Annotated in this window: 24 protein-coding genes; 14 read left to right on the forward strand and 10 right to left on the reverse strand. The window is 58.2% G+C overall.

The features are described 5' to 3' along the window. Positions 1–15 precede the first annotated feature (15 nt). The 3 genes from rsmB to def all read right to left on the reverse strand — a co-directional run bounded on the left by rsmB (position 16) and on the right by def (position 2,860). Complete coding sequence (gene rsmB / locus ACWGZX_RS14520; RefSeq protein ID WP_452628791.1) at positions 16–1,326, reverse strand: 16S rRNA (cytosine(967)-C(5))-methyltransferase RsmB; 1,311 nt, start codon at positions 1,324–1,326, stop codon at positions 16–18. Next, positions 1,323–2,282, reverse strand: a complete 960-nt coding sequence (gene fmt / locus ACWGZX_RS14525) for a methionyl-tRNA formyltransferase (RefSeq protein WP_452628792.1) — start codon at positions 2,280–2,282, stop codon at positions 1,323–1,325. The genes rsmB and fmt overlap by 4 nt, the downstream gene beginning before the upstream one ends. Before the next feature lie 71 nt (positions 2,283–2,353). Then, positions 2,354–2,860 carry a peptide deformylase gene (def, locus tag ACWGZX_RS14530; RefSeq protein ID WP_452628793.1) on the reverse strand — a complete coding sequence of 169 codons (507 nt, stop codon included), beginning with the start codon at positions 2,858–2,860 and terminating at the stop codon, positions 2,354–2,356. A 172-nt stretch (positions 2,861–3,032) separates the two neighbouring features. Here def and ACWGZX_RS14535 point away from each other — a divergent pair, with 172 nt between their 5' ends. From ACWGZX_RS14535 to ACWGZX_RS14545, 3 genes are all read left to right on the forward strand, one after another. Next, positions 3,033–4,058, forward strand: a complete 1,026-nt coding sequence (locus ACWGZX_RS14535) for a LysM peptidoglycan-binding domain-containing protein (RefSeq protein ID WP_452628794.1) — start codon at positions 3,033–3,035, stop codon at positions 4,056–4,058. Positions 4,059–4,137: 79 nt separating this feature from the next. Further along, on the forward strand, positions 4,138–5,238 hold the full coding sequence (gene dprA, locus ACWGZX_RS14540; protein ID WP_452628795.1) for a DNA-processing protein DprA: 1,101 nt from the start codon (positions 4,138–4,140) through the stop codon (positions 5,236–5,238). 54 nt (positions 5,239–5,292) lie between these two features. Then, a complete protein-coding gene (locus ACWGZX_RS14545; RefSeq protein ID WP_452628796.1) occupies positions 5,293–5,850 on the forward strand; it encodes an L-threonylcarbamoyladenylate synthase in 558 nt (185 codons plus the stop codon). A 99-nt stretch (positions 5,851–5,949) separates the two neighbouring features. Here ACWGZX_RS14545 and ACWGZX_RS14550 read toward each other — a convergent pair whose 3' ends face one another. Continuing rightward, on the reverse strand, positions 5,950–6,927 hold the full coding sequence (locus ACWGZX_RS14550) for an NADPH:quinone reductase (RefSeq protein WP_452628797.1): 978 nt from the start codon (positions 6,925–6,927) through the stop codon (positions 5,950–5,952). A gap of 180 nt (positions 6,928–7,107) precedes the next feature. Between ACWGZX_RS14550 and hemF the strand changes: the two genes are divergently transcribed. Then, the gene (gene hemF, locus ACWGZX_RS14555) at positions 7,108–8,022 is read left to right on the forward strand and encodes an oxygen-dependent coproporphyrinogen oxidase (RefSeq protein ID WP_452628798.1); all 915 of its coding nucleotides are present in this window, start codon (positions 7,108–7,110) and stop codon (positions 8,020–8,022) included. Between the two features lie 13 nt (positions 8,023–8,035). Beyond that, on the forward strand, positions 8,036–8,857 hold the full coding sequence (gene aroE, locus ACWGZX_RS14560) for a shikimate dehydrogenase (protein ID WP_452628799.1): 822 nt from the start codon (positions 8,036–8,038) through the stop codon (positions 8,855–8,857). A gap of 110 nt (positions 8,858–8,967) precedes the next feature. Here the strand turns inward: aroE and ACWGZX_RS14565 are convergent, their stop codons facing one another. The 3 genes from ACWGZX_RS14565 to betC all read right to left on the reverse strand — a co-directional run bounded on the left by ACWGZX_RS14565 (position 8,968) and on the right by betC (position 13,143). Next, positions 8,968–10,536, reverse strand: a complete 1,569-nt coding sequence (locus ACWGZX_RS14565; RefSeq protein WP_452628800.1) for a SulP family inorganic anion transporter — start codon at positions 10,534–10,536, stop codon at positions 8,968–8,970. 155 nt (positions 10,537–10,691) lie between these two features. Further along, on the reverse strand, positions 10,692–11,612 hold the full coding sequence (gene choX, locus ACWGZX_RS14570; protein ID WP_452628801.1) for a choline ABC transporter substrate-binding protein: 921 nt from the start codon (positions 11,610–11,612) through the stop codon (positions 10,692–10,694). 16 nt (positions 11,613–11,628) lie between these two features. After that, the gene (gene betC, locus ACWGZX_RS14575; protein ID WP_452628802.1) at positions 11,629–13,143 is read right to left on the reverse strand and encodes a choline-sulfatase; all 1,515 of its coding nucleotides are present in this window, start codon (positions 13,141–13,143) and stop codon (positions 11,629–11,631) included. 114 nt (positions 13,144–13,257) lie between these two features. On the opposite strand from betC, the gene ACWGZX_RS14580 reads away from it, so the two are divergent. Together ACWGZX_RS14580 and ACWGZX_RS14585 are read left to right on the forward strand one after the other, a co-directional pair. Continuing rightward, a complete protein-coding gene (locus ACWGZX_RS14580; protein ID WP_452628803.1) occupies positions 13,258–14,208 on the forward strand; it encodes a choline sulfate utilization transcriptional regulator in 951 nt (316 codons plus the stop codon). A gap of 498 nt (positions 14,209–14,706) precedes the next feature. Then, a complete protein-coding gene (locus tag ACWGZX_RS14585) occupies positions 14,707–15,933 on the forward strand; it encodes an MFS transporter (RefSeq protein WP_452628804.1) in 1,227 nt (408 codons plus the stop codon). Positions 15,934–15,985: 52 nt separating this feature from the next. Here the strand turns inward: ACWGZX_RS14585 and ACWGZX_RS14590 are convergent, their stop codons facing one another. Next, positions 15,986–16,651: an NAD(P)H-binding protein gene (locus tag ACWGZX_RS14590; RefSeq protein WP_452628805.1), complete on the reverse strand. Its 666-nt coding sequence runs from the start codon at positions 16,649–16,651 to the stop codon at positions 15,986–15,988. A gap of 83 nt (positions 16,652–16,734) precedes the next feature. Between ACWGZX_RS14590 and ACWGZX_RS14595 the strand changes: the two genes are divergently transcribed. Continuing rightward, positions 16,735–17,061: a DOPA 4,5-dioxygenase family protein gene (locus ACWGZX_RS14595; RefSeq protein ID WP_452628806.1), complete on the forward strand. Its 327-nt coding sequence runs from the start codon at positions 16,735–16,737 to the stop codon at positions 17,059–17,061. On the opposite strand, the gene ACWGZX_RS14600 is transcribed toward ACWGZX_RS14595, so the two are convergent. Beyond that, entirely contained in the window at positions 17,062–17,463 is a 402-nt protein-coding gene (locus ACWGZX_RS14600; RefSeq protein ID WP_452628807.1) for a GFA family protein, read from the reverse strand. Between the two features lie 420 nt (positions 17,464–17,883). Between ACWGZX_RS14600 and ACWGZX_RS14605 the strand changes: the two genes are divergently transcribed. Together ACWGZX_RS14605 and ACWGZX_RS14610 are read left to right on the forward strand one after the other, a co-directional pair. Beyond that, a complete protein-coding gene (locus tag ACWGZX_RS14605; RefSeq protein ID WP_452628808.1) occupies positions 17,884–19,191 on the forward strand; it encodes a CitMHS family transporter in 1,308 nt (435 codons plus the stop codon). Positions 19,192–19,275: 84 nt separating this feature from the next. Then, complete coding sequence (locus ACWGZX_RS14610) at positions 19,276–20,043, forward strand: TerC family protein (RefSeq protein ID WP_452628809.1); 768 nt, start codon at positions 19,276–19,278, stop codon at positions 20,041–20,043. 134 nt (positions 20,044–20,177) lie between these two features. Here ACWGZX_RS14610 and ACWGZX_RS14615 read toward each other — a convergent pair whose 3' ends face one another. After that, a complete protein-coding gene (locus tag ACWGZX_RS14615; protein ID WP_223518856.1) occupies positions 20,178–20,465 on the reverse strand; it encodes a DUF6124 family protein in 288 nt (95 codons plus the stop codon). Positions 20,466–20,944: 479 nt separating this feature from the next. Here ACWGZX_RS14615 and ACWGZX_RS14620 point away from each other — a divergent pair, with 479 nt between their 5' ends. From ACWGZX_RS14620 to ACWGZX_RS14635, 4 genes are read left to right on the forward strand one after another with little or no spacing between them, the layout of a single operon-like run. Then, entirely contained in the window at positions 20,945–21,442 is a 498-nt protein-coding gene (locus tag ACWGZX_RS14620; protein ID WP_452628810.1) for a PAAR domain-containing protein, read from the forward strand. A gap of 18 nt (positions 21,443–21,460) precedes the next feature. Further along, positions 21,461–22,621 carry a DUF2515 family protein gene (locus ACWGZX_RS14625; RefSeq protein WP_452628811.1) on the forward strand — a complete coding sequence of 387 codons (1,161 nt, stop codon included), beginning with the start codon at positions 21,461–21,463 and terminating at the stop codon, positions 22,619–22,621. Continuing rightward, positions 22,618–23,268, forward strand: coding sequence for a hypothetical protein (locus ACWGZX_RS14630; RefSeq protein ID WP_223518863.1), 651 nt, complete (start codon positions 22,618–22,620; stop codon positions 23,266–23,268). Before ACWGZX_RS14625 ends, ACWGZX_RS14630 begins: the two co-directional genes overlap by 4 nt. A gap of 50 nt (positions 23,269–23,318) precedes the next feature. Further along, a complete protein-coding gene (locus tag ACWGZX_RS14635; RefSeq protein ID WP_452629020.1) occupies positions 23,319–23,906 on the forward strand; it encodes a hypothetical protein in 588 nt (195 codons plus the stop codon). Positions 23,907–24,028 lie beyond the last annotated feature (122 nt).

Below are 24,028 nucleotides of genomic sequence, written 5' to 3' on the forward strand. Positions count from 1 at the left end.
ACTCCATTCAATCCGTTAACCGCGCGCGGCGGCAATCTTGATCAGCTTGGCGTAGTAGAACCCGTCGTGACCGCCTTCCTGGGCCAATAACTGGCGACCGTGAGGTTGCTTGATGCCGGCCGCCGTGGCGAGGTCCAGCTCACGAGCGCCCGGCGTACGGGTGAGGAACGCTTCAATGACTTCGGTGTTTTCAGTCGGCAACGTGGAACACGTGGCGTAGAGCAGAATCCCGCCAACTTCCAGGGTTATCCACATAGCATCGAGCAATTCGCCCTGAAGCACTGCGAGCGCGGCGATGTCATCGGGCTGGCGCGTCAGTTTGATGTCCGGGTGGCGACGGATGACGCCGGTGGCCGAGCACGGCGCGTCCAAAAGGATGCGCTGGAACGGTTTGCCGTCCCACCAGACGGCAGTGTCACGCCCGTCGGCGGCGATCAGTTCGGCGCTCAATTTCAGGCGTTCGAGATTTTCTCGCACCCGCACCAGACGCTTGGCTTCAAGGTCCACCGCCACGACACCGGCCAGTTTTGGCTCGACCTCAAGGATGTGGCAGGTTTTGCCGCCCGGTGCGCAGCAGGCATCGAGCACCCGTTGGCCCGGCGCCAGGTCGAGCAGGTCGGCAGCCAGTTGCGCCGCCTCATCCTGCACGCTGATCCAGCCTTCGGCGAAGCCCGGCAGGCTGCGCACGTTGGCGGCGGCCTCAAGGATGATGCCGTCCTGACTGTAAACGCACGGCGTCGCGGCGATCCCGGCTTCGGTCAGTAAGCCAAGGTAGGCGTCGCGAGTGTGGTGGCGACGATTGACCCGCAGAATCATCGGCGGATGCGCGTTGTTCGCCGCGCAAATGGCTTCCCATTGCTCGGGCCAGAATGTTTTCAGTGATTTTTGCAGCCAGCGCGGGTGGGCGGTACGCACCACCGGATCGTGTTCAAGCTCGGCCAGCAACGCTTCGCTTTCACGCTGGGCGCGGCGCAACACGGCGTTGAGCAAGGCTTTGGCCCAAGGCTTTTTCAGCTTGTCGGCGCAACCAACGGTTTCACCGATGGCGGCATGGGCCGGAACACGGGTGTAGAGCAGTTGATAGAGGCCGACCAGCAGCAGCGCCTCGACATCTGCATCCGCTGCCTTGAAGGGCTTTTGCAGCAGTTTCGCCGCCAGCGCCGACAAACGTGGCTGCCAGCGCGCGGTGCCGAACGCCAGGTCTTGAGTGAAGCCGCGATCGCGGTCTTCAACCTTGTCCATTTGGGTCGGCAGGGAACTGTTGAGCGAGGCTTTTCCATTTAGAACAGCGGCGAGTGCCTTGGCGGCGGCCAGACGCGGGTTCATTGAGCGTCCGCCGCTTGACCGAGCACAGTGCCGACGGCGAATTTCTCACGACGGCTGTTGAACAAGTCGCTGAAGTTCAGCGCCTTGCCACCGGGCAATTGCAGACGGGTCAGGCACAAGGCCTGCTCACCGCAAGCGACGATCAAACCGTCCTTGCTGGCGCTGAGGATTTCGCCTGGCGCGCCCTTGCCTTCAGCGAGGCTCGCGGCGAGTACTTTCAGCGCTTCGCCGTTCAGCGTGCTGTGGCAAATCGGCCATGGATTGAAGGCGCGCACCAGACGCTCCAGCTCGATAGCCGGGCGGGTCCAGTCGACGCGCGCTTCGTCTTTGTTCAATTTATGAGCATAAGTGGCGAGGCTGTCGTCCTGCACTTCGCCTTCCAGCGTGCCGGCAGCGAGGCCGGCAATCGCCTGAATCACCGCCGGTGGACCCAGTTCGGCCAGACGATCATGGAGGCTGCCGCCGGTGTCTTCAGCGCTGATCGGCGTGGTGACTTTGAGCAGCATCGGCCCGGTGTCCAGGCCCAGCTCCATGCGCATCACGGTCACGCCGCTTTCACTGTCGCCCGCTTCGACAGCGCGCTGGATCGGCGCGGCCCCGCGCCAGCGTGGCAGCAGGGACGCGTGGCTGTTGATGCAACCCAGGCGTGGAATATCCAGCACAACTTGCGGCAGGATCAGGCCGTAGGCGACCACCACCAGCAAGTCTGGCTTGAGCGCGGCCAGTTCAGCCTGAGCGTCTTCGTTGCGCAGGGTCGGCGGTTGCAGCACCGGGATGTTGTTTTCCAGTGCGAGTTGCTTGACCGGACTCGGCATCAGCTTTTGCCCACGGCCCGCCGGACGGTCCGGCTGGGTGTAGACCGCGACGATCTCGTAAGGGCTGTCGAGCAGGGCCTTGAGGTGTTCAGCGGCGAATTCCGGGGTTCCGGCAAAGACGATGCGCAGTGGCTCAGTCATGTAAAACTCTCATTTACAAAGCAGTCGCAAAAGAAAAAGGCTTGCCGCAGCAAGCCTTTGAAAGGAGGGCATCAAGCGTTCTGGCGATGGAGCTTTTCCAGTTTCTTCTTGATTCGGTCGCGTTTGAGACTGGACAGGTAGTCAACGAACAATTTGCCGTTCAGGTGGTCGCATTCATGCTGGATGCACACGGCGAGCAGGCCTTCGGCGATCAGTTCGTAAGGCTGTCCGTCGCGGTCCAGGGCCTTGACCTTGACCTTCTGCGGGCGATCGACGTTTTCGTAGAAGCCCGGCACCGAGAGACAGCCTTCCTGATACTGCTCCATCTCGTCGGTCAGGGTTTCGAACTCGGGGTTGATGAACACCCGTGGTTCGGAGCGGTCTTCGGAGAGGTCCATGACCACGATACGTTTGTGCACGTTGACCTGGGTTGCGGCGAGGCCGATGCCTGGCGCTTCATACATTGTTTCAAACATGTCATCGACCAACTGACGCACTTCGTCGTCCACTACGGCCACAGGTTTGGCGATAGTGCGCAGGCGCGAGTCGGGGAATTCGAGGATGTCTAAAATGGCCATAAGCTTGATGACTGCACGTGTGAAGTAAGGTCGGGTCGGTGGCCTGGCGAGTCCGAAGAGGCAGGCTACCGTTGTGAAGCGTAGCTCCCTTTTCTTTTCAGGAAAGAGCGAGGAGCGAGCCACAAGGGCTCTAGCGTTTCACGCGAACGTACATAATAAAGGGATTCACCGCATGAGGAAATCACTACTCGCCTTGCTCCTTCTGGCTTCGGCCGGTCTGGCGCACGGGCAAGTGCAACTCAAGGAAGGTTTTCCACAGCAATACACAGTGGTTGCGGGGGACACACTCTGGGACATTTCCGGTAAATACCTGCGCCAGCCGTGGCAATGGCCCGAGCTCTGGCAAGCCAATCCGCACATCGAAAGCCCTGATCTCATCTACCCCGGCGACTCGCTGTCACTGGTCTACGTCAACGGCCAGCCGCGCCTGACCCTCAATCGAGGCGCCTCGCGCGGCACCATCAAGCTCTCGCCACGGGTGCGCAGTTCGCCGGTGGCCGAGGCCATTCCGAGCATTCCGCTGCGTTCTATCAACAGTTTTTTGCTGAGCAACCGCATCGTCGACAAGGTCGAGGATTTCGACAAGGCGCCTTATGTCGTGGCCGGCGATGCCGAACGTGTGCTGAGCGGCACCGGAGACCGCATCTTCGCGCGCGGCCATTTCGATCCCGATCAGCCGGCTTACGGGATCTTCCGTCAGGGCAAGGTCTACACCGACCCCGAGACCCAAGAGTTTTTGGGGATTAACGCCGATGACATCGGTGGTGGCGAAATTGTCGCCACTGAAGGCGATGTCGCGACCCTCGCCTTGCAGCGCACGACGCAGGAAGTGCGTCTCGGCGACCGTTTGTTCAGTGGTGAGGAACGGTCGATCAACTCGACCTTCATGCCCAGTGCGCCGAAAACACAGGTCAACGGGTTGATCATCGATGTACCGCGTGGCGTGACGCAGATTGGCGCGCTGGATGTGGTCACGCTGAACAAGGGGCAACGTGATGGCTTGGCTGAAGGCAACGTACTGGTGGTGATGAAAACCGGCGAAACCGTGCGCGACCGGATCACCGGCCAGCCACTGAAAATTCCCGATGAGCGGGCCGGATTGCTCATGGTTTTCCGCACCTACGACAAGCTCAGCTACGGTCTGGTCCTCAACGCTTCACGCTCGCTGGCCGTCATGGACAAAGTGCGAAATCCGTAAGCGGCTCCACAAGTTACCAACAGAGTTATCCACAGCTTATTCCCGTTTCGACGGGGCTCATAACGATCAAGGATGATCCATGTCACTGCCTGCCGTTACACCGGTTTCCCCTGCGGAACTGGAAGCTCGTTTACGTTTGCACCGTTTGCCGGAACTCGGCCCGGCGCGGTTCAAAAAATTACTTGAGGCCTTCGGCTCGGCGTCCAAAGCCATCAGTGCTCCGGCCAGCGCCTGGCGTTCGCTAGGATTGCCACTGGCGTGTGCCGAGGCTCGGCGCACCAATGAAGTGCGCGATGGCGCCAGCCACGCATTGGCCTGGCTAGAGCGTCCGGGCCAGCATTTACTGATGTGGGACCAACCTGAATACCCTGCGCTGCTCGCAGAAATCAGCGACGCACCGCCATTGTTATTCGTAGCGGGCGATCCGGGGATTCTGGAAAAACCGCAGTTGGCGATGGTCGGTAGCCGAAGCGCCTCGCGACCGGGGATGGACACTGCCGCCGCGTTTTCCCGCAGCCTGGCCGGTGCCGGTTTCGTCATCACCAGCGGTCTGGCGCTGGGCATTGATGCTGCCGCGCATCAAGCCGCTTTGGACGTCGGCGGGCGAACGGTGGGCGTACTTGGCACGGGACTTGAAAAGTTTTATCCACAACGCAATCGGCGACTGGCCGATGCCATGATCGCGTCCGGGAGTGCGGTGCTTTCGGAGTTCCCGCTGGACGCCGGCCCTGCTGCCAGCAACTTCCCCCGGCGTAACCGGATCATCAGCGGATTGTCCCTCGGCGTGCTGGTGGTCGAGGCCAGTGTGGCGAGTGGTTCGTTGATTACCGCGAGGCTGGCGGCGGAGCAAGGTCGCGAGGTGTATGCGATTCCTGGGTCGATTCATCATCCTGGCGCCAAGGGTTGTCATCAACTGATCCGTGACGGCGCGATGCTGGTGGAAACCATCGAACATATCCTTGAAGCCTTGCGCGGCTGGCAACAGTTGCCGTTGTCCACCGAGACTCCCTCGGTGACCCATCCGTTGCTTATGCTGTTGCACGCGGCCCCGCACACCAGTGAAGCGCTGTCCGTCACCAGCGGCTGGACCTTGCCCAAAGTGCTGGCCGCGTTGACGGAGCTGGAAATGGAGGGTCGCGCCGTGTGCGAAAGCGGGCGCTGGTTTGCGCGGGTGAGCTAGGTTTTATAAGGAAGATCGGTAAACTGCGCAAAGCCTTATTCCGGAGAGTTTTTCATGGTCAACAGTTGGCGAGTGCAACAAGCCGCGCAAGCCGTTCGCGCAGGGGCGGTGATTGCCTATCCAACCGAAGCGGTCTGGGGGCTGGGTTGCGACCCGTGGGACGAAGAGGCGGTGTATCGCCTGCTGATGATCAAGGGCCGGTCGGTGGAGAAGGGCCTGATTCTGGTTGCCGACAACATCCGGCAATTCGATTTTCTCTTCGAAGACTTCCCGGAACTGTGGATGGACCGCATGGCCAGCACTTGGCCGGGACCGAACACCTGGCTGGTGCCGCATCAGAATTTGTTGCCGCAGTGGATCACCGGGGTGCATGAAACGGTGGCGCTCAGGGTCAGCGATCACCCGCTGGTGCGGGATTTGTGCGCAGCAGTCGGGCCGCTGGTTTCAACCTCGGCCAACCCGCAGGGGCGTCCGGCAGCGCGCACGCGGATTCGCGTGGAGCAGTATTTCCGCGGGCAGGTGGATTTGGTGTTGGGCGGGAATCTCGGTGGGCGCAAGAACCCGAGCGTCATTCGGGATCTGGCGACCGGCCACATCGTGCGCCCCGATTAATGTGGCGAGGGGGCTTGCCCCCGTTGGACTGCGCAGCAGTCCTTTTTTGGGGCCGCTTCGCAGCCCAACGGGGGCAAGCCCCCTCGCCACAGTCCGGTGTTACGGCAGCAGAACAGTCGAACCCGTCGTGCGTCGCGCCGACAACTCGGTCTGCGCCTTCGCCGCATCAGCCAACGAATACGTGTGGCTGATGTCCACGTTCAACTTCCCGGTGATGATCATCTCAAACAACTCATCCGCCATCCGCTGCAGGTTCTCGGCGTTGTTGGCGTAAGTCGCCAGCGTCGGCCGGGTCACGTACAGCGAACCCTTCGCCGACAAAATCCCCAGATTGACCCCGTCCACCGCACCCGACGCGTTGCCAAAACTCACCACCAGACCGCGTGGGGATACGCTGTCCAGCGACGTCAGCCAGGTGTCTTTACCGACGCCGTCATACACCACCGGCACTTTCTTCCCGTCCGTCAATTCCAGCACACGTTGAGCGACGTTTTCATGGCTGTAGTCGATGGTCGCCCAAGCGCCGTTGGCTTTGGCCAGCGCGGCTTTCTCGGGCGAGCTGACCGTACCGATCAACTTTACGCCCAAGGCCTTGGCCCATTGGCAGGCCAGCGAACCGACACCGCCGGCAGCGGCGTGGAACAGGATGGTTTCGCCACCCTTGAGCTCATAAGTCTGACGCAGCAGGTACTGCACGGTCAGGCCCTTGAGCATGACCCCGGCAGCCGTTTCGAAGCTGATCGCATCCGGCAGCAGCACCAGATTGGCCTCGGGCAATACGTGAACGTCACTGTAGGCACCCAACGGCCCGCTGCCATACGCCACGCGATCACCGACCTTGAAGCGCGTGACCTCGCTTCCCACCGCTTCGACCACGCCTGCGCCTTCCGAACCCACACCCGATGGCAAAGCGGGTGGTGCATACAGACCGCTGCGGTAATAGGTATCGATGAAATTCAGGCCGATGGCCTTGTTGGTGACGCGGACCTGCTGCGGGCCGGGCTCGGCGGGTTGGTAATCGACGTACTCGAGTACTTCGGGACCGCCATGGGCGCGGAACTGGATACGCTTAGCCATCTGCCTACTCCTTGGGTCTTGGCTACGGGAGGTGTAGCACGAAGCTCCCTATCGAACTCCCAAGCTTGATCTTCGTCAACTGCGGCAGGCCCATCGGCGATGTTATGCTACGCGCCCATTTGCGTCGGTCCTCCGCTCCGATGGAGCGCCGCGTAGCTTTGCCCGATTCAAGGTGATGACATGACGACCCGCACCGAGGCCGTAAAAGCCTATCTGCTTGACCTGCAAGACCGTATTTGTGCTGCGCTGGAAGCCGAAGATGGCGGCACACCCTTCGTCGAAGACGCCTGGACCCGGGCTGCCGGCGGTGGCGGTCGCACCCGCGTGATCGAAAACGGCTCAGTGATCGAAAAGGGCGGCGTCAACTTTTCCCACGTCTTTGGCAGCGGTCTCCCACCGTCCGCCAGCGCTCATCGCCCGGAATTGGCCGGCCGTGGCTTCGAAGCCTTGGGCGTGTCATTGGTCATTCACCCGCACAACCCGCATGTGCCGACCTCCCACGCCAACGTGCGCTTTTTCATTGCTGAAAAAGAGGGTGAGGAACCGGTCTGGTGGTTCGGCGGCGGCTTCGACCTGACGCCTTACTACGGCAATGAAGAAGACTGCGTGCACTGGCACCGCGTCGCCGAGCAGGCCTGTGCGCCGTTCGGTCCGGACGTCTATTCGCGCTACAAAGCCTGGTGCGACAGCTATTTCCACATCAAGCATCGCCACGAGCCGCGCGGCATCGGTGGTCTGTTCTTCGATGACTTGAACGAGTGGGACTTTGACACCAGCTTCGCGTTCATGCGCGCCATCGGCGATGCGTATATCGACGCGTATCTGCCAATTGTGCAACGCCGCAAAAATGATGCGTTCACCGCCAAGCAGCGTGAGTTCCAGGAATTCCGTCGCGGCCGCTACGTGGAATTCAACCTGGTCTACGACCGAGGCACGCTGTTCGGCCTGCAATCGGGCGGGCGTACCGAGTCGATCCTTATGTCGTTGCCACCGCAAGTGCGCTGGGGCTATGACTGGAAAGCCGAGCCGGGCAGCGAAGAAGCGCGCTTGACCGAGTATTTCCTGCAAGACCGCGATTGGTTGGCCGAGGCCTGAACGAGGAGTTCTGATGGACCGTTACGTCGTATTCGGTAACCCGATTGGCCACAGCAAGTCGCCGCTGATCCACCGTTTGTTCGCCGAGCAAACCGCGCAGCAGTTGGACTACAGCACCTCGCTGGCGCCACTCGACGATTTTTCCGACTTTGCCCGGGCGTTTTTCCGCGAAGGTCGCGGAGCGAATGTGACGGTGCCCTTCAAGGAAGACGCTTTCCGCCTGGCCGACAGCCTGACGGAGCGCGCGCAGCGGGCCGGCGCGGTGAACACCTTGAGCAAACTCGCCGATGGCACGTTGCTGGGTGACAACACCGACGGCGCCGGGCTGGTGCGGGACCTTACGGTCAACGCCGGTTTCAGCCTCAAGGGCAAACGCATCCTGCTGCTTGGCGCTGGGGGCGCGGTGCGCGGTGCACTGGAACCGTTGCTGGCCGAACAACCGGCCTCCTTGGTGATCGCAAACCGCACCGTGGAAAAAGCCGAGCTACTGGCGGAATTGTTCGCAGACCTGGGCCCGGTCTCGGCCAGTAGTTTCGACTGGTTGAAAGAGTCGGTGGACCTGATCATCAATGCGACGTCAGCGAGCCTGTCAGGGGATGTGCCGCCGATTGCCGGCAGTTTGATCGAGCCGGGTAAAACCGTTTGCTACGACATGATGTATGGCAAGGAGCCGACTTCGTTCTGCCGTTGGGCTACGGAACAGGGCGCGGCAGTGTCGATGGATGGTTTGGGCATGCTCGCTGAACAGGCGGCAGAAGCCTTTTTCCTGTGGCGCGGTGTGCGCCCGGATACGGCGCCGGTGCTGGCCGAACTGCGCCGCCAATTGGCACTGTAGGAGCAAGCGGTGCGGCGACCCGACTTGCCCGCGATGAACGATTACGCGGTGTGCCTGATACGCCGCGGCGCCTCAATCGCGGGCAAGCCATGCTCCTACAGGGCGTGTGTTCAGTCTTCGAAACGGATCGGGCACTTCTCCGCCCCTTCCAGCTTCCTCAACTCCTCCACCACCTGCGGCCGCGCGCGCCGCAGTGTCAGGCTGCGATCCTGCTTCAACAGCCGTCGCGCTTCCTGGTGCAGCATTTCCACCCCTGAATAGTCGATGAAGTTGATCTGCTGCGCCTCGATCACCACGCGCGCGCCGTGCAGGCGTTGCAGGCGCACTTGCAGATAATGGCTGGCGCCGAAAAAGATCGACCCGCCTACCCGCAGAATGTCTTCATCGCCTTCGCGCGAATGCTGGACCCGCGGTTGCGAGGTGCGTTTGAGGTAGAAGAACAAGGATGCCAGCACCCCGGCGTAGATCGCCGTCTGCAACTCCAGCAGGAGCGTGGCGACACAGGTCAGCGCCATGACCAGGAACTCGGCGTGGCTGACCCGCAACAAGGCGCGAATACCGCGATGGTCCACCAGTCCCCACGCGATTAACAGAATGCTGCCAGCCATGGCCGGGATCGGGATATGGGCGATTAACTCCGCACCGAAGATGGCAAACAGCGCCACCCACACGGCTGAAAAAACACCGGCCATCGGTGAACAGGCGCCTGCTTCGTAGCTCAGGCCCGAACGAGTGAAGGAACCGGCGGACAACGAGCCGGAAAAAAACGCCCCGACCATGTTCGATAGACCTTGGGCGCGGACTTCCTGGTTGGCGTCGATCAACTGCTGCGAGCGCGCCGACAGGGAGCGGGCAATCGACAGGCTGGTCACCAGCCCCAACATTCCCACGGCCACCGCGCTCGGCAGCAAACGCAGGATCAGGTCCAGGTCCAGCGGCAACGGACTGAAGGGCGGCAGGCGTCCGACAAACGCGCTGACCAACTTCACATGGACGAACATCGATGGCCAGAACCACACCAGCAACCCGCCCAGAATCAGCGTAATCAGCAGTGTCGGCCAGCGAGGCAGCAACAACTTCAGGACCGCGCCGACAACGACCGTCGCCAGGCCTAGCGCCAGCGACGGTTTATCGAAAGCGCTGAGATGCTTGAACAGCACCAGGAAGCTGTCCAGCGCCGTGGCCTGGCTGGGCAAATCCAGCCCCAGTAGGTTCGGCAATTGCCCGATGACGATCACCACCGCCGCGCCCAAGGTGAAACCCAGCACCACTGAGTGCGAGACGAAATTCACCAGGGCGCCGAAGCGCAGCAAACCGAGCAACCACTGGAAAATACCGGCGAGCAACGTCAGAAGCAGGATCAGGGTGACGTAGTCCTCTGATGCGGGAACGGCCAGAGGACTGACGCTGGCGTACAAGACGATAGAAATCGCCGCCGTAGGACCGCAGATCAAGTGCCACGACGAACCCCAGAGACAAGCAATCAACACCGGGATGATCGCGGCGTATAAACCGTATTCCGGTGGGAGCCCTGCGATCAGCGCGTAGGCAATGGATTGCGGCAACGCAAGAATTGCCCCGCTGAGGCCGACGATCAGGTCACGCCCGACGCTGGCGCGGGTTTGCCGGGGCAACCAACTGAGGAAGGGGAAGAGTGAATGGCGGCTGGGGAAGGCCATGGGTCCTCTCGTCAGGGGGTGGCATAAGCTGACAGGGTGGTGTTTCAGTCGCAGTGGCGCAAGGACAAAAATCGATTCGCGAGCAGGCTCGCTCCCACAGGTGGATACGCGAACTTGTGGGAGCGAGCCTGCTCGCGATGGCGTCTCTTCGAGCCTTACAATTTGGCTTTAACTGCTGGCAACGCATCTTTGCCATCTGCGGTTTTCACGCCATCGAGCCACTTATCCAGCACCGCCGGATTGGCCTTGATCCACGCCTTGGCCGCGTCCGCATTGCTGACTTTCTTGTTCACCACCTCAGCCATGATGCTGTTCTCCATGTCCTGGGTGAAACTCAGGTTGGTCAACAGCTTGCCAACGTTCGGACAGGCTTCAGCGTACCCCCTGCGGGTCAAGGTATGGACGCTGCCGGTATCACCGAAATATTTCTCGCCGCCTTTCAAATAATGCATTTTCAGCTGCACGTTCATCGGATGCGGAGTCCAGCCGAGAAAGGTCACGAATTTCTGTTTTTTCACCGCGCGGGACACTTCAGCCAGCATTGCCTGCTCGCTGGACTCGACGAGTTTCCACTGGCCCATGTCGAAATCATTCTTCTTGATGATTTCCTGCAGCGAAATATTGGCTGGCGCGCCGGAGCCAATGCCGTAGATCTTCTTGTCGAACTTGTCGGCGTACTTGTTCAGGTCGGCAAAGTCATGCACACCCGCGTCCCAGACGTAGTCCGGAACCGCAAGCGTGAACTCGGTGCCTTCAAGGTTCTTCGCCAACTGCGTGACATCGCCCGTGGCCACGAACTTATCGTAGAAGCCCTGCTGCGCCGGCATCCAGTTACCCAGGAACACATCAACCTGACCATCCTTCAACCCGCCAAAGGTGATCGGCACCGCGAGGGTGTCGACTTTGGCCTTGTAGCCCATGCCATCCAGCAGAAACCCGGTGAAGGCGTTGGTCGCGGCAATGTCGCTCCAGCCAGGGTCGGCCATTTTCACCGTCTCGCAGCTTTGATCGGCATACACCGATGCGCTGCCCAGAGCCAGAAGCCCGACCGTCAGTACTGTGGATAACCTTTTCATGGACTTCCCCTTAACATTATTGGTTTTGGCAGGGTTGTGGATAACGTGCTTTGCGCTCCAGATCATCGAGGTCGATGTGGTTGCGCATGTACTGCTGACTGGCGTCCACCAGCGGCTGATGATCCCAGCTCTTCAGCTTGCCGAGGGTCAGTGCGTCCGCAACAAAGCGCCGACGACGCTGGCTGGCGAGCACCTGCTGGTGAATCGCCGGGATGTTCCATTTGGCGCGTGCCTCGGCTAGAAATTCTTCGAAAAGCTGAAGATGTTGCGGCGATTGGCTGAGTTCTTCCAGTTCGCGCGGGTCGTTGTGTACGTCGAAGAGCAGGCACGGGTCGTCTTCGCTGTAGATGAATTTGTAAGCACCGCGACGGATCATCATCAACGGGCTGATGGTGCCTTCGGCCATGTATTCGCCAAACACTTCGTCGTGACCGCCCTGCCCTTGCAGGTGCGAAACCAGCGAGCGACCGTCCAGCGGCAAGCCCGGCTCCAGCGAGCCGCCGGCCAGTTCCACGAATGTAGGCAGCAGGTCGGCAGTGGAGACGGCGGCGCTGACTCGCCCTGCCCCGAACTGCCCCGGCGCACTGATCAACAGCGGTACCCGCGCGGCCATTTCATACCAGTGCATTTTGTACCAGAGCCCGCGCTCGCCGAGCATGTCGCCATGGTCGCCGGAGAACACGATGATTGTGTCTTCGATCAGCCCGGTTTCTTCGAGGGTTTGCAGGAGTTTGCCGACGTTACTGTCGATATAGCTGCACGCACCGAAGTAGGCGCGGCGCGCGTCACGAATTTTATCCACAGGCAGCGGCTTGTCCCACAGGTCGTAAACCTTGAGCAAACGCTGGGAATGCGGATCGAGTTCGGATTGTGCCGGGGTTTTGGGGAGCGGGATGTCGGCATCGTCGTACATATCCCAAAACGCCTTGGGAATCGTGTACGGATCGTGTGGGTGCGTCATCGAAACGGTCAGGCAAAACGGCTGGTCGCCGTCTTCGCGAATGTGATCAAACAAATATTGCTGGGCCTTGAACACCACCTCTTCGTCGAAATCCAGCTGATTGGTGCGCACGCAGGGTCCGGCTTGCAGCACCGATGACATGTTGTGATACCAGGTCGGGCGCACATCCGGCTCGTCCCAATTCACCGCCCAACCGTAATCGGCCGGGTAGATGTCGCTGGTCAGGCGTTCTTCGTAGCCATGGAGCTGGTCCGGGCCACAAAAGTGCATCTTGCCCGACAGCGCGGTGCGGTAACCGAGGCGACGCAAGTAGTGGGCATAAGTCGGTACATCGGCGGGGAAATCAGCCGCGTTGTCATAGGCGCCGATCTTGCTCGGCAACTGACCGCTGACCAGGGTAAATCGCGACGGCGCGCACAAGGGGCTGTTGCAATACGCGGCGTCGAACACCACGCCTTCGGCGGCGAGGCGGCAGAGATTCGGTAGTTTGATTGGCGAAGGACCGTAGAACGGCAACATTGGCGCGGCCATTTGATCGGCCATGATGAAAAGAATGTTCTTGCGCTTCATGTGATCGCGGCATTCCATAGTGAATATTTATGCGAAAGTGCTGCGATCGAGCATGTTACCCACGCTCTTTGCGGTAAAGCCCATGCCGGGCAATGACTAGGATTAGCCCAGCTTATGTATGACGCCCTTGGTGATTTGTCCCTGGACTTGCTGCGTGTCTTTGAAGCGGCGGCCCGTCATCGCAGCTTCACCGCCGCAGCGGTGGAGCTTGGCACCACGCAGCCGGCAGTCAGTCAGCAGATCAAACGGCTGGAGGAGCAACTCGGGACGCGGCTGTTTGACCGCATCTACCGGGGCATTGAATTGACAGAAGCCGGGACTATTCTTTTCGAGCAGGTTCAGCTCGGTTTGCAGAATATCGACGCAGGATTGAGCGCGATCAGTGCGCAGCAACAACATGAAGTGTTGCAGGTGGCGACCGACTTTGCCTTCGCGGCGTATTGGCTGATGCCCCGTTTGCACCGCTTTCATGCGGCCAATCCTCACATCGATGTCAGCCTGGTCACCAGCGAGCGCAGTCACAACATGTTGCGCACCGATATCGATGTGGCGGTGTTGTTCGGCGAGGGGCGCTTCAAACAGGGTGAAAGCCATTGGCTGTTCAGCGAAGAGGTGTTCCCGGTGTGCAGTCCGTTGTTGCTCAAGGATCGTCCCCTGCCCTTGCCGGCTCAGTCGCTGTTGGAGTTTCCATTGCTACACTTGCGTGGCGAACACAGCAGCAACTGGTTTGACTGGAGCGGCGTGTTTCGCGAATTGGGGATAACGTCGGCACCGGCGCCTGGGCAACTGCGCTTCGACAATTACACGCTGCTGATTCAAGCGGCGATTGGCGGCCAAGGTGTCGCGATTGGCTGGCGGCACCTTGTGGATAACTTGCTGGCGCAGGGTTTGTTATGTCGACCCATTGCGGAGTCCGCGATGTCCAGGCTGGGCTATTACGTGGTGTTGCCCCAGCGAAAACGACGTGGGGCGTTGATTCAACAGTTTGTGGACTGGTTGATGGCCGAGCAAGCCAGCAGTGCACAATCGCTCAATGGCCTTCCATTACCGTCCATCGCGGTATGAATTCGGTTTAGTCCATCTGATCCTCTTATTGTTTTTCGTTGAAAAATAGATTGAGGATAGTTCGAATTATCGATCTGTAAATTCGAGAGGCTAGAAGTTACGAACGACATGGTTTCTTAACTGAAGTATGTAAGAATTTTCCTATAATGTTAATTGTCCTCGGGGAGGTATTCGCCTGAAGTGCAGTTTTGACCAGTAATAACGGGATGTTAGGAATAGGCCTACAGAGTTTTCTAAATAAGCCAGTAATAAAAATTATTGTATATGAGATTTTTGTGTGTGATTGTTTTTTAGTCGAGAGTTAGTGAGCGCATCTGTGCGATTTATTACAAGAACCAAGGGGGCATAGGCTCGATCATCGTCTCTCAGGACTCAGCGGAGCAAGCTATGATGTTGGCCGAATCATTGGCCAAAGCAGCAAAAGTTCGTTTGTCCAAAGGTTGGCATGACGACATCGTACATATCGCTACTTCGTCTTCTAATTAACTGATAAATAAAATGATTCTAACCCTGCATCGAGCGGTACAACTCCAACTGTTGGCGACCTTGCTGAATAGCGCCGGCGGTATCGTTAAACTGTTTATGCCGTTGTACTTCCTTGAGGTGTATGGGTACGAGTTTTCCACTATTGCTTGGCTCATGGCGGCCTATGGCTTCGGATGTATCCTCGGAGCTTATGTCGGGGGGGTATTGTCGGAGCGCCTGGATTCGCAATGGGCAACCGGGATTTCTTTGCTGTTGAGCGGCATTTTTGCGGCCTCTCTGGCGATGGCTCCACCCCTTGAAATGTTACTGATCGTGGTGCCTCTGGTAGGTGTTTTTGACGGTGCGTTTCGTCCGGCCAATTTGCGTCTGGTGATGGAGGGCAGCCCGCAAGAATTACAGGTGCGTGTGCAGGGGCTGCATCGGGTGGTGTTCAATCTGGGAGTCGCCCTAGCGGGCGTTATGGCTGGAGCATTGGTCGTTTTTGGTTACGGATACGTGTTTCTATTTCAAGGGTTACTGAATTTGTTTGGTGGCTTTTTACTGCTCGGCTATGCCTTGAAAAAAAACACTGGTTTGTGGCTGCCGGCGGGTATTGAGTTAGTGCACAAGGACACTGGCGAGGATGTAGCGAGCTCCCCTTGGAGAGACGGTTTTTTTCTTGTCTTCATACTTGGCCAGTTGCTGGCTTTGGGTATATTCGATCAGATGTACGGCACGTTCGGGATCTTCCTGCGAGAGCACATTGATGCCACTGCACAGTGGATCGCCTACTTGTTTTCCATGAATGCTCTGCTCGTAGTGGTATTGCAATTGCCCGTGAGTCGAATGATCGAACGACACGGAGTGGTCATCGCATCGCGCGTGGGAGGCCTACTACTCAGCGGAGCTTTTCTGCTTTTGAACATGGGCAGCCATATTATCTGGGCCGTGTTGACGATGTTGGTTCTCACCGCTGCCGAGTTATTGCTGACGCCGGTCTGGACCCTGTCTGTTATGAACCGTTCGCAGGGGCGTCAAAGAGGTAAATATTTGGGGATATTCAGCGCCGCCTGGTTAGGCCATTCGCTGTATGGACCAGGTTTGGGTACATGGTTATACGGCGTCTATGGTGGCTTTCTCTTGTGGTGGATATGCGCGGGGGCGGGGTTGCTGATGGTCATTCTGCATCACTCGGCTGTTCCAAGATTATGGACAGCTCCAGTTAAAAGTACGGTAGAACAGGCATCGATTGTTCATTGAGATGGGAGGTGAGCGCGGTTACTGATGCTGTATCCCGTCTCTGCCTCTATCGCTATTTAGGGTCGGTTGCGACGAAGTTAACGTGTTCGCCGATGTGCAGGTTCAGCCGCAGCTCATCGGCGATGCCCACCGCTACCCGGTTCAGACGTTCCAGCGGTTCGGCCAGCCCCGGCTCCAGGTGGCTGGGAACATGGCTGAAATGTTCGATGCTCAACCCGGGTACACCGCGTGGCGCATTCACCAGGGTCCACTTCAAGGCACTGTCTTGTAGCGACTCGCGGATTTCTTGGGCGGCGTGGAGTTGAAGCTGATCCTCTGTCTCTGAATCATCCAGCACTTCAAAATCGCCCACCAGAAACAGCCGGTGCACCCCGGCGGCTTGCATGCCGTCGACCAGTGCTTCCACGGCCAGCACTTGTTCGACCGGGCCCACCACGATGGTTTTTTCCACGGATTCGCTGTTGAACGGCAACCCGGGTGCGTCTAACAGGCAGATGACAGCCGAGCAGCCCGCCACACTTTGTTTAACGCGTTGTGCCTCGAACAGGTGACCGGTTTTAGTTCGAAGGCCCGGGCGCGGCGCCAGCGCCGTCAGGTCATCCAGAATGGCGATCACTTCATGTTGGCGGTGCAGCATTTGCACAATCAGCGCACTGCCCAGGCTACTCATGGCACCATAAAGCACTACTTTGACCACCGGGGTTTCCGCGTTTTTCATGGCTGAGACTCCTCCTCCCTTGAGTATATGACGTGTGGGCTGCGGGGATCGTCAAGGGTTCGAACAGGATTTGAGGGTTTCAGATGCAACGGATCAAGGGCTATCACGCCCACGTTTATTTCGATGCCAACACGGTCGACCAGGCACGGGCCTTGTGCGAGCAGGCGACTCAGTTGTTCCCGCTGAAGATGGGCCGCGTGCATGAGCGCTCGGTGGGTCCGCACCCGGACTGGAGCTGCCAATTGGCGTTCGGCCCCGAACTCATCGGCGATCTACTGCCGTGGCTGGCGCTCAACCGCAAGGGGTTGGTGGTGTTCCTGCACCCGGACACGGGCGATGACTTGCTTGACCATACTGAGCACGCGATCTGGATGGGCGCGATCCGGCCGCTGGATCTGTCTACTTTCTGATCAGATCGTTTCTTCAGCTTCGCCGGGTAAATGCTCATCCAGGTGCAGCCAGGGCAAACGGCTGTCGGTCCAGATATGCCGCTCGGCTGGCGCCAGTTCCGGATGATCTAGGGTGGCGATGGTCACGTCGATGCTCTCGGGGCTGAGATGGGTCATAAACGCCAGTTGCGCCCCACAGTTTGAGCAGAAATAGCGCACGCCAGTTGAAGAAGACTCGTACTGCGTGGGTGCGCCTTTCACCCATTGAAAGGCCGACGCGGGCACCGTGATCCAAGTGGTCACAATGCCGCCGCTGACCCGCCGGCAGATCGAACAATGGCAGTGGGCGATGTCGTTCAATGGTCCGCTGAATTGATAGCGCAGATTTCCGCAGTGGCAGCCGCCTGTGTGAATGTCGACCATGATGTTTCCTCCTGAGGTGTATTTACCGACGCCTTCGCGGGCAAGCCCGCTCCCACATTAGAGCTCCATTAGTCACAGATCTGTGCATGGCGCAGACCTACTGTGGGAGCGGGCTTGCCCGCGAAGGCCGCAACTCGGTCCGACGACCGGTTGCACATCCGCGCAATGCTTTCACCACCGAAAGCTGGCTGAAAGCTTCCCCGATTAGGATCGCCCCCACTGCCGGCAACAGACCGGTTGGCCAGTGCCAGCGTTTTATCGCTCGCACGGCCCATTTAACAACAACAATGGTGATCCTGATGTCCTCTGCTACCCGCCACTTCGCTGTCACTCCGCCCGTACGCCTCGTGCTTCCCGTTCTGCGCTGACCTTACCCGGTTCGCCCATTTCCCTTAGCCGCGCTACGCCTGGAGTACTCCCATGCTGACTTTCCTTGGCTTCGCCATGGTCATCACGTTCATGTTCCTGATCATGACCAAGCGCCTGTCCGCGCTGATCGCCTTGATCATCATCCCGATCCTCTTTGCCCTGTTCGGCGGTTTTGCGCCGAAAATCGGCCCAATGATGCTCGAAGGCATCACCAAGCTCGCGCCGACCGGCGTGATGCTGATGTTTGCCATTCTGTACTTTGCCCTGATGATCGACTCCGGCCTGTTTGACCCGGCCGTGCGCAAGATCCTCAAACTGGTCAAGGGCGACCCGTTGAAAGTTTCGGTCGGCACCGCCGTATTGGCGCTCGTCGTTTCCCTTGATGGGGACGGCGCGACCACTTACATGATCTGCGTGGCCGCCATGCTGCCGCTGTACAGCCGCATCGGCATGAGCCCGCGGATCATGGCCGGTCTGATCATCCTCGCCGGTGGCGTGATGAACATGACCCCATGGGGCGGCCCGACCGCTCGCGCGGCCAGCGCACTGCATGTGGACCCGTCCGATATTTTCGTACCGATGATTCCAGCAATGTTTGCCGGTGTGCTGGCGATCCTGGCGATTGCCTACTTCTACGGTAAACGCGAGCGTGCTCGTCTGGGTGAATTGCACCTGATTGGCGATGAAATCGACCACAGTGAAATCAGCGTTTCGCAGTTCCCTGACGCGCGTCGTCCGAAGCTGATCTGGTTCAACGGCTTCCTGACCCTGGCCCTGATGTGCACGCTGGTCGCCGGCCTGTTGCCGCTGCCGGTGCTGTTCATGGTCGCGTTCAGTATCGCGATGATCGTCAACTATCCTTGCCTGCAAATGCAGAAGGATCGCGTTGCGGCCCACGCCGGTAGCGTTCTGTCGGTGGTCGGCCTGATCTTCGCCGCCGGTATTTTCACCGGTATCCTGACCGGCACCGGCATGGTCGATGCGATGTCCAAAAGCCTGTTGGCGGTCATCCCGGATTTCCTCGGCCCGTACCTGGCGGTGATCACGGCACTCGTGAGCATGCCGTTCACGTTTTTCATGTCGAACGACGCATTTTATTACGGCGTGTTACCAGTTCTTGCCGAAGCCGCCAGTCATTACGGTATAACCGCAGTTGAAATGGCACGTGCCTCGATCGTCGGTCAGCCCGTCCACTTGTTGAGCCCGCTGGTACCATCGACCTACTTGTTGGTGGCGCTGGCTGGTATTGAATTTGGTGACCATCAGCGCTTTACCCTGAAGTGGGCAGTGCTGGTGTGCCTGTGCATACTGGTTGCAGCATTGCTGATGGGGATTTTTCCGCTGTTTAGCACTCTATAACCAAAGACTCACCATGACGGGTCCGCTCTTCGCTGTTTGAAGTCCGGGCCTTTCGTGGTTTAACAATCGCTCAAAGGAATACACATGGAATGGCTGACCAACCCTGAAATCTGGGTTGCCTTCTTTACCCTGACCGCCCTGGAAATCGTCCTGGGTATCGATAACATCATCATGATTTCGATCCTGGTCAGCCGCATGCCCAAGCACATGCAGGCGCGCACCCGGATTTTCGGTCTGGCGCTGGCCATGATCACGCGGATCCTGTTGCTGCTCTCTATCACTTGGGTCATGCGCCTCACGGCGGACTTGTTCGTGGTGTTTGACCAGGGAATTTCCGGGCGAGACCTGATCCTGTTCTTCGGTGGCCTGTTCCTGCTGTGGAAGAGCTCGCAAGAGATGTACCACGCGCTGGAAGGTGAAGACGAAACCAGCGACGAGCCTTCGGGCAAGGGTGGCAACTTCCTCTACACCATCATTCAGATCGCGATCATCGACATCGTGTTCTCGCTGGACTCGGTCATCACCGCAGTCGGCATGGTCTCCCACGTTCCTGTCATGGTCGCCGCGATCGTCGTGGCCGTGCTGGTGATGATGTGGGCGTCCGGCACCATCAGCGAGTTCATCGACAAGCACCCGTCGCTGAAGATGCTGGCGCTGTCGTTCCTGCTGATCGTCGGTACCGTGCTGATTGCCGAATCCCTGGACGTACACGTGCCAAAAGGCTACGTCTACTTCGCCATGGCGTTCTCGCTGGCGGTTGAAGCGATCAACATCAGGATGCGCACCGCCATCGCGAAAAAGAAAAAACAGCAAGATCCGGTGAAACTGCGCAAGGACATTCCGGGCCAATAAACCCGGGAACTGCGCAAAACCTGTGGGAGCGAGCCTGCTCGCGATAGCGGTCTTTCAGTCAACAGTAATGTTGAATGTGAAGGCCCCATCGCGAGCAGGCTCGCTCCCACATTTTTTTGCGCAAGGTTTAGGGATTAGTGGTTAGCCGGCGGATCGAGGTTATCCAGCACTCGATTCACCGCCAACTCCCCGAGCATGATCACCTGCTGAATTCCCAGCAAGGTGTTGCGTTGCGGGCCCTCCAGAAACCCGGCGAAATCACTGGCCATGACGCTGGCTGACGCCAACGATTCGCAGGCATGCGCGAGCAGGGTTTCGTTATCGACCTTGGGGTCTATGAGGAAGATGGTGCTGGGTTTGCGCGGTGGGAAGTCGTGGGGGACCGGATCGGTGTCCGGTGGGTTGGGCGTTACCTTGAACATAGATAGAACTCCAGTACTGGTTACGTGGAGCCATCACACTCGCTACCAAACGAGGGGTGGTGGCCATACACAGGTTGGTAGACCGGAGTACTGGAACCGGCGCCCCCGAAGGGACCCTGCGCATGGCCACCATAAAGCTGCGACCTGAAAAAGCGGCCGCAGAAAGTGGCTATGCGCCAGAACTCCGGGCTACCAAACCCGATCACTGTTTTCAGCGACAGGGAAACGATAGGGGCCGGGTTCAAGGCGCACAAGCCGGCGGATTCTGGAGTAGCCGTAGGCAACGACGCAAGGTGTTGTAGCCTCCGAGAAGTAACTCGGAGTGTTTTTAAACACGACTCCAAGCTCTCGAACATTTAAGCGTTTTCCTACAGCCAATCCGTGTGGTGCTTGATACGGTCGCACTCCAAGGTTGACGCACAGCACCCCGGTGGTTAGCGTCCCCCGCTCGCATCAAACGACAATGACAAGGAGTGCATATGTCTGGAAAACCGGCTGCACGCGTCACGGACCCGACCACCTGCCCGCTTCCGGGCCATGGCACCAACCCCATCGCCAGCGGCTCCCCCGACGTGTTTTTCAATGGCCTCGCCGCAGCGAGAGTCAGCGACAAATGCACCTGCGGCCAAGCGCTCAGCGGCAGCTTTTCATCAACTGTGTTCATCAACGGCTTGAACGCCATGACCCTCGATGGCACCACGAGCCATGGCGGCGTAATAATCGGCGGTTCCGGAAACGTCATCATCGGCAGCACCCACACCCCCGCGCCCTTCATTCCACCCCTGCCAATCATTGGCCAGCCCATCGTGGAATTCAAAGCCGTCAGCGCCGGCAATGGCGAACCGATAGCCGAACAAAACTACGAAATCGAAACCGCCGAAGGCCGCATCGTCAAAGGCCAGACCAACGCCTTGGGCATGACCCAAAGCGTCGCCACGCTAAAACCCGACCTCGCCGTCGTTCGCTGGACCGTCTAAGCCTCAAGGAAGAATCAAATGACCGGACAATGCATCGCGCCAGAAGACCTGGACATGAAAAAACTCTGGGACAGCACCTGCGAACTGCCCGCCTGCAAACGCGAAACCACCACGGGCGGCCCCAACCCGAAGACCCGCGTCGAAGTGCCGTTGTTGACCTGCAACTGCCTGTGGCGCCGGTTTCAGAAAGAAGCCGAAGAATGGGTCGCACCGGGTGGCGTGCTGATCACCGACCCACAAGCACGCAACCGCAAGATCAACGCCGCCTATGCGCAGTTGTGGCTGGCGGATAACCGGTTTCAATGGGCGGGGTTGGCGGCGTTTGCTTCGAAGCAGGTGGGGTGTGGGTTGTTGCACGCTGCCAAGTTGCAAAAAGGAATTGCCGCAGAAAAGGAAGCCCACCAAAAATTGCGTCAGGCCCCATCAGAAACCTTATTTGAAGGGCTTGGGTTCAAGCTTAGTCGAACTGATCCTGAGATTCAGTCTGAAGTAGACAAAGCCAGGTCTGAGAATCCGGTGCCCACGACGGACATCACTCTCGGCGACAATTCTCGGTCGCTGGTTCAACAACAACTCGACTATGTGTACGAGATGTTAGCGTTGGGAAACACGTCACTATTTCTGGATGTTTATCCCCTGCATCGGTTTTTCATGGTCCGGGGATATAAGGAAATGGAGAAATGCCTGAGAAGTCGGATAGACATCGCAAAAGACGTGATTTGGCCCATCGGTGATAGCGTCCGTTTCGGCGTTGCCCATAAAGAAATTTTTGATACCTTTGAAGCAATCGAAGCGGGAAACATCGCCGACAGCGTTAACTACATGGCTGCGCACGAGCAGATCAATATTCTGCAACCGGCGATGTATGACGATGTGCACTTCGCCTCGCTGATCCGTGGAACGCACGCCTCTGACATCGTTTCCGTCGTTACTGGCCTGCTTTCCGGCGTTCCAGAGGGGATACAGCTTACCTTGGCCAGTCAGTGCAAAGCACCCGACAGTCGAAGCGTCACTTTCAGCAGCAACCCATTGGCAAATCTGGCGGATAAGGATCAAAGGATGAAGTTCGTGCTTCGGGCCGCAGCACAGTTCAATTCTCTGCTAAACAATCCAGCGACTGAAAGACAGCTGCAAACCTCTATAACCGACATCGCAAGTGGAAATGGAGTGCGACAGTGACTGAATCAAAGCAGCGCTGGTTGATTTTGATTGTTTTCATTCTTCTGGTGTCGGGAAGCTTGATGTATGCCCGTTTGAGCACCAAAACCTTATCCGTCCATATCGGAAAGCCCTACGAACAGGTCATCAAAGACTCAACTTTCCCAGTCGAAGACAAAACGGCCATCTATCCAGGTGACCCTAATAACGCGAAAGATCCTCCAAGACCTGGTTCCACGTGGATCAGCAGCCCGACTGTCATTGAGTTTGATGATCCCGTTTATGGATTCAAACTTCCTCCGACGGTGTTTGGTGCCGTTACTTATGGAGGACAGAAAGTCTCGACTGTAACCACATCGCCCATGTCTGAAACGATGCCATTCACGGAGGCTGTGGATCGATTGGTGGATGTACAAAACACCCTCAAGTCCGGAGGGTGGATGCTTGAGCCTTTGGAAAATAACGACTGGTTTAGTGTCGACTCTGCTGCAGAGCGTGAGCGACTGCAGGTCAAGCTATTCGATCAGCCTGTGGGCATTGATTTGTATGTGCCGGGAAAATACAGTCTGCTGCTTTTGATCAAGTGCTATACACGCTGTTCGCGTGATTCGACGACGGCTAAATATCTGATCGATATCAGTGTGGGCCGGGATCGAAGCGGCACATGAGGAAGCCCTACAAGCGGAAAGTTATATGTTGGCGCAGAGCAGTGTTTTTCATGCTCTTTATTTGCCTGACTTCTTTTCACTACCCAATGGATTTTTTGGTTATTCACATCGGTAAGCCATACGAAAGCGTCGTGAGGGATTCGACGTTTCCTGTGTTACGTAAAACTGCCATTTATCCAAGTGAGCCACCTCACCCGAGCTCAACCTGGATTAGCACCCCAGTCATTTTCACCTTTGATGACAAACAACATGGATTCACGTTGCCAGCTACAAAGTTTGGTGCGATTGGGTGGTCCGATTTCAAAGCGATTACCCTGACTACTTCGCCGATGCTTGAAACCTTGCCGTTCGACCAGTTGATTGTTGTGCTTGATCAGCTGCAGAACCAGCTAAAAAATGCGGGTTGGATACTGTGGAGTGCAGATAGAAATCCTTGGGTCAAAACCGCCACCGAGGCAGATAAACGAGCTCTCCAAGCCGAGTTGTTTGATCACGTAATGGTGACCGTGCTGTTGGTACCACACCGATACAGACTTGCGCTCAACGTCAAATGCTACGCTCGCTGTGACGAGCGAGATCCGAAGACGGCGAAGTATCTGATCGATGTCAGCGTGGGGGCGGATTACTTCAGCGAATGAAAAGTCGCTCCAAGGCTTGCCGCAGTTGCTGGCAACGCCGCCATCGCGAGCAGGCTCGCTCCCACAAGGGTGGCGCTTTTTTCATGACAGTCCTGTTTCATTCACGTCTCTAGCTATGCAAT

The organism is Pseudomonas sp. CLCA07, from assembly GCF_053615335.1.

Coding starts and splice junctions, on each gene's coding strand:
- ACWGZX_RS14635 (WP_452629020.1), top strand. CDS start 23,319: ATGCTCTTTATTTGCCTGACTTCTTTTCACTACCCAATGGATTTTTTG.
- ACWGZX_RS14605 (WP_452628808.1), top strand. CDS start 17,884: ATGCTGACTTTCCTTGGCTTCGCCATGGTCATCACGTTCATGTTCCTG.
- fmt (WP_452628792.1), bottom strand. CDS start 2,282: ATGACTGAGCCACTGCGCATCGTCTTTGCCGGAACCCCGGAATTCGCC.
- ACWGZX_RS14545 (WP_452628796.1), top strand. CDS start 5,293: ATGGTCAACAGTTGGCGAGTGCAACAAGCCGCGCAAGCCGTTCGCGCA.
- aroE (WP_452628799.1), top strand. CDS start 8,036: ATGGACCGTTACGTCGTATTCGGTAACCCGATTGGCCACAGCAAGTCG.
- def (WP_452628793.1), bottom strand. CDS start 2,860: ATGGCCATTTTAGACATCCTCGAATTCCCCGACTCGCGCCTGCGCACT.
- ACWGZX_RS14600 (WP_452628807.1), bottom strand. CDS start 17,463: ATGGTCGACATTCACACAGGCGGCTGCCACTGCGGAAATCTGCGCTAT.
- ACWGZX_RS14550 (WP_452628797.1), bottom strand. CDS start 6,927: ATGGCTAAGCGTATCCAGTTCCGCGCCCATGGCGGTCCCGAAGTACTC.
- hemF (WP_452628798.1), top strand. CDS start 7,108: ATGACGACCCGCACCGAGGCCGTAAAAGCCTATCTGCTTGACCTGCAA.
- ACWGZX_RS14620 (WP_452628810.1), top strand. CDS start 20,945: ATGTCTGGAAAACCGGCTGCACGCGTCACGGACCCGACCACCTGCCCG.
- ACWGZX_RS14610 (WP_452628809.1), top strand. CDS start 19,276: ATGGAATGGCTGACCAACCCTGAAATCTGGGTTGCCTTCTTTACCCTG.
- ACWGZX_RS14535 (WP_452628794.1), top strand. CDS start 3,033: ATGAGGAAATCACTACTCGCCTTGCTCCTTCTGGCTTCGGCCGGTCTG.
- betC (WP_452628802.1), bottom strand. CDS start 13,143: ATGAAGCGCAAGAACATTCTTTTCATCATGGCCGATCAAATGGCCGCG.
- ACWGZX_RS14625 (WP_452628811.1), top strand. CDS start 21,461: ATGACCGGACAATGCATCGCGCCAGAAGACCTGGACATGAAAAAACTC.
- ACWGZX_RS14590 (WP_452628805.1), bottom strand. CDS start 16,651: ATGAAAAACGCGGAAACCCCGGTGGTCAAAGTAGTGCTTTATGGTGCC.
- choX (WP_452628801.1), bottom strand. CDS start 11,612: ATGAAAAGGTTATCCACAGTACTGACGGTCGGGCTTCTGGCTCTGGGC.
- ACWGZX_RS14580 (WP_452628803.1), top strand. CDS start 13,258: ATGTATGACGCCCTTGGTGATTTGTCCCTGGACTTGCTGCGTGTCTTT.
- rsmB (WP_452628791.1), bottom strand. CDS start 1,326: ATGAACCCGCGTCTGGCCGCCGCCAAGGCACTCGCCGCTGTTCTAAAT.
- ACWGZX_RS14615 (WP_223518856.1), bottom strand. CDS start 20,465: ATGTTCAAGGTAACGCCCAACCCACCGGACACCGATCCGGTCCCCCAC.
- ACWGZX_RS14595 (WP_452628806.1), top strand. CDS start 16,735: ATGCAACGGATCAAGGGCTATCACGCCCACGTTTATTTCGATGCCAAC.
- ACWGZX_RS14585 (WP_452628804.1), top strand. CDS start 14,707: ATGATTCTAACCCTGCATCGAGCGGTACAACTCCAACTGTTGGCGACC.
- dprA (WP_452628795.1), top strand. CDS start 4,138: ATGTCACTGCCTGCCGTTACACCGGTTTCCCCTGCGGAACTGGAAGCT.
- ACWGZX_RS14565 (WP_452628800.1), bottom strand. CDS start 10,536: ATGGCCTTCCCCAGCCGCCATTCACTCTTCCCCTTCCTCAGTTGGTTG.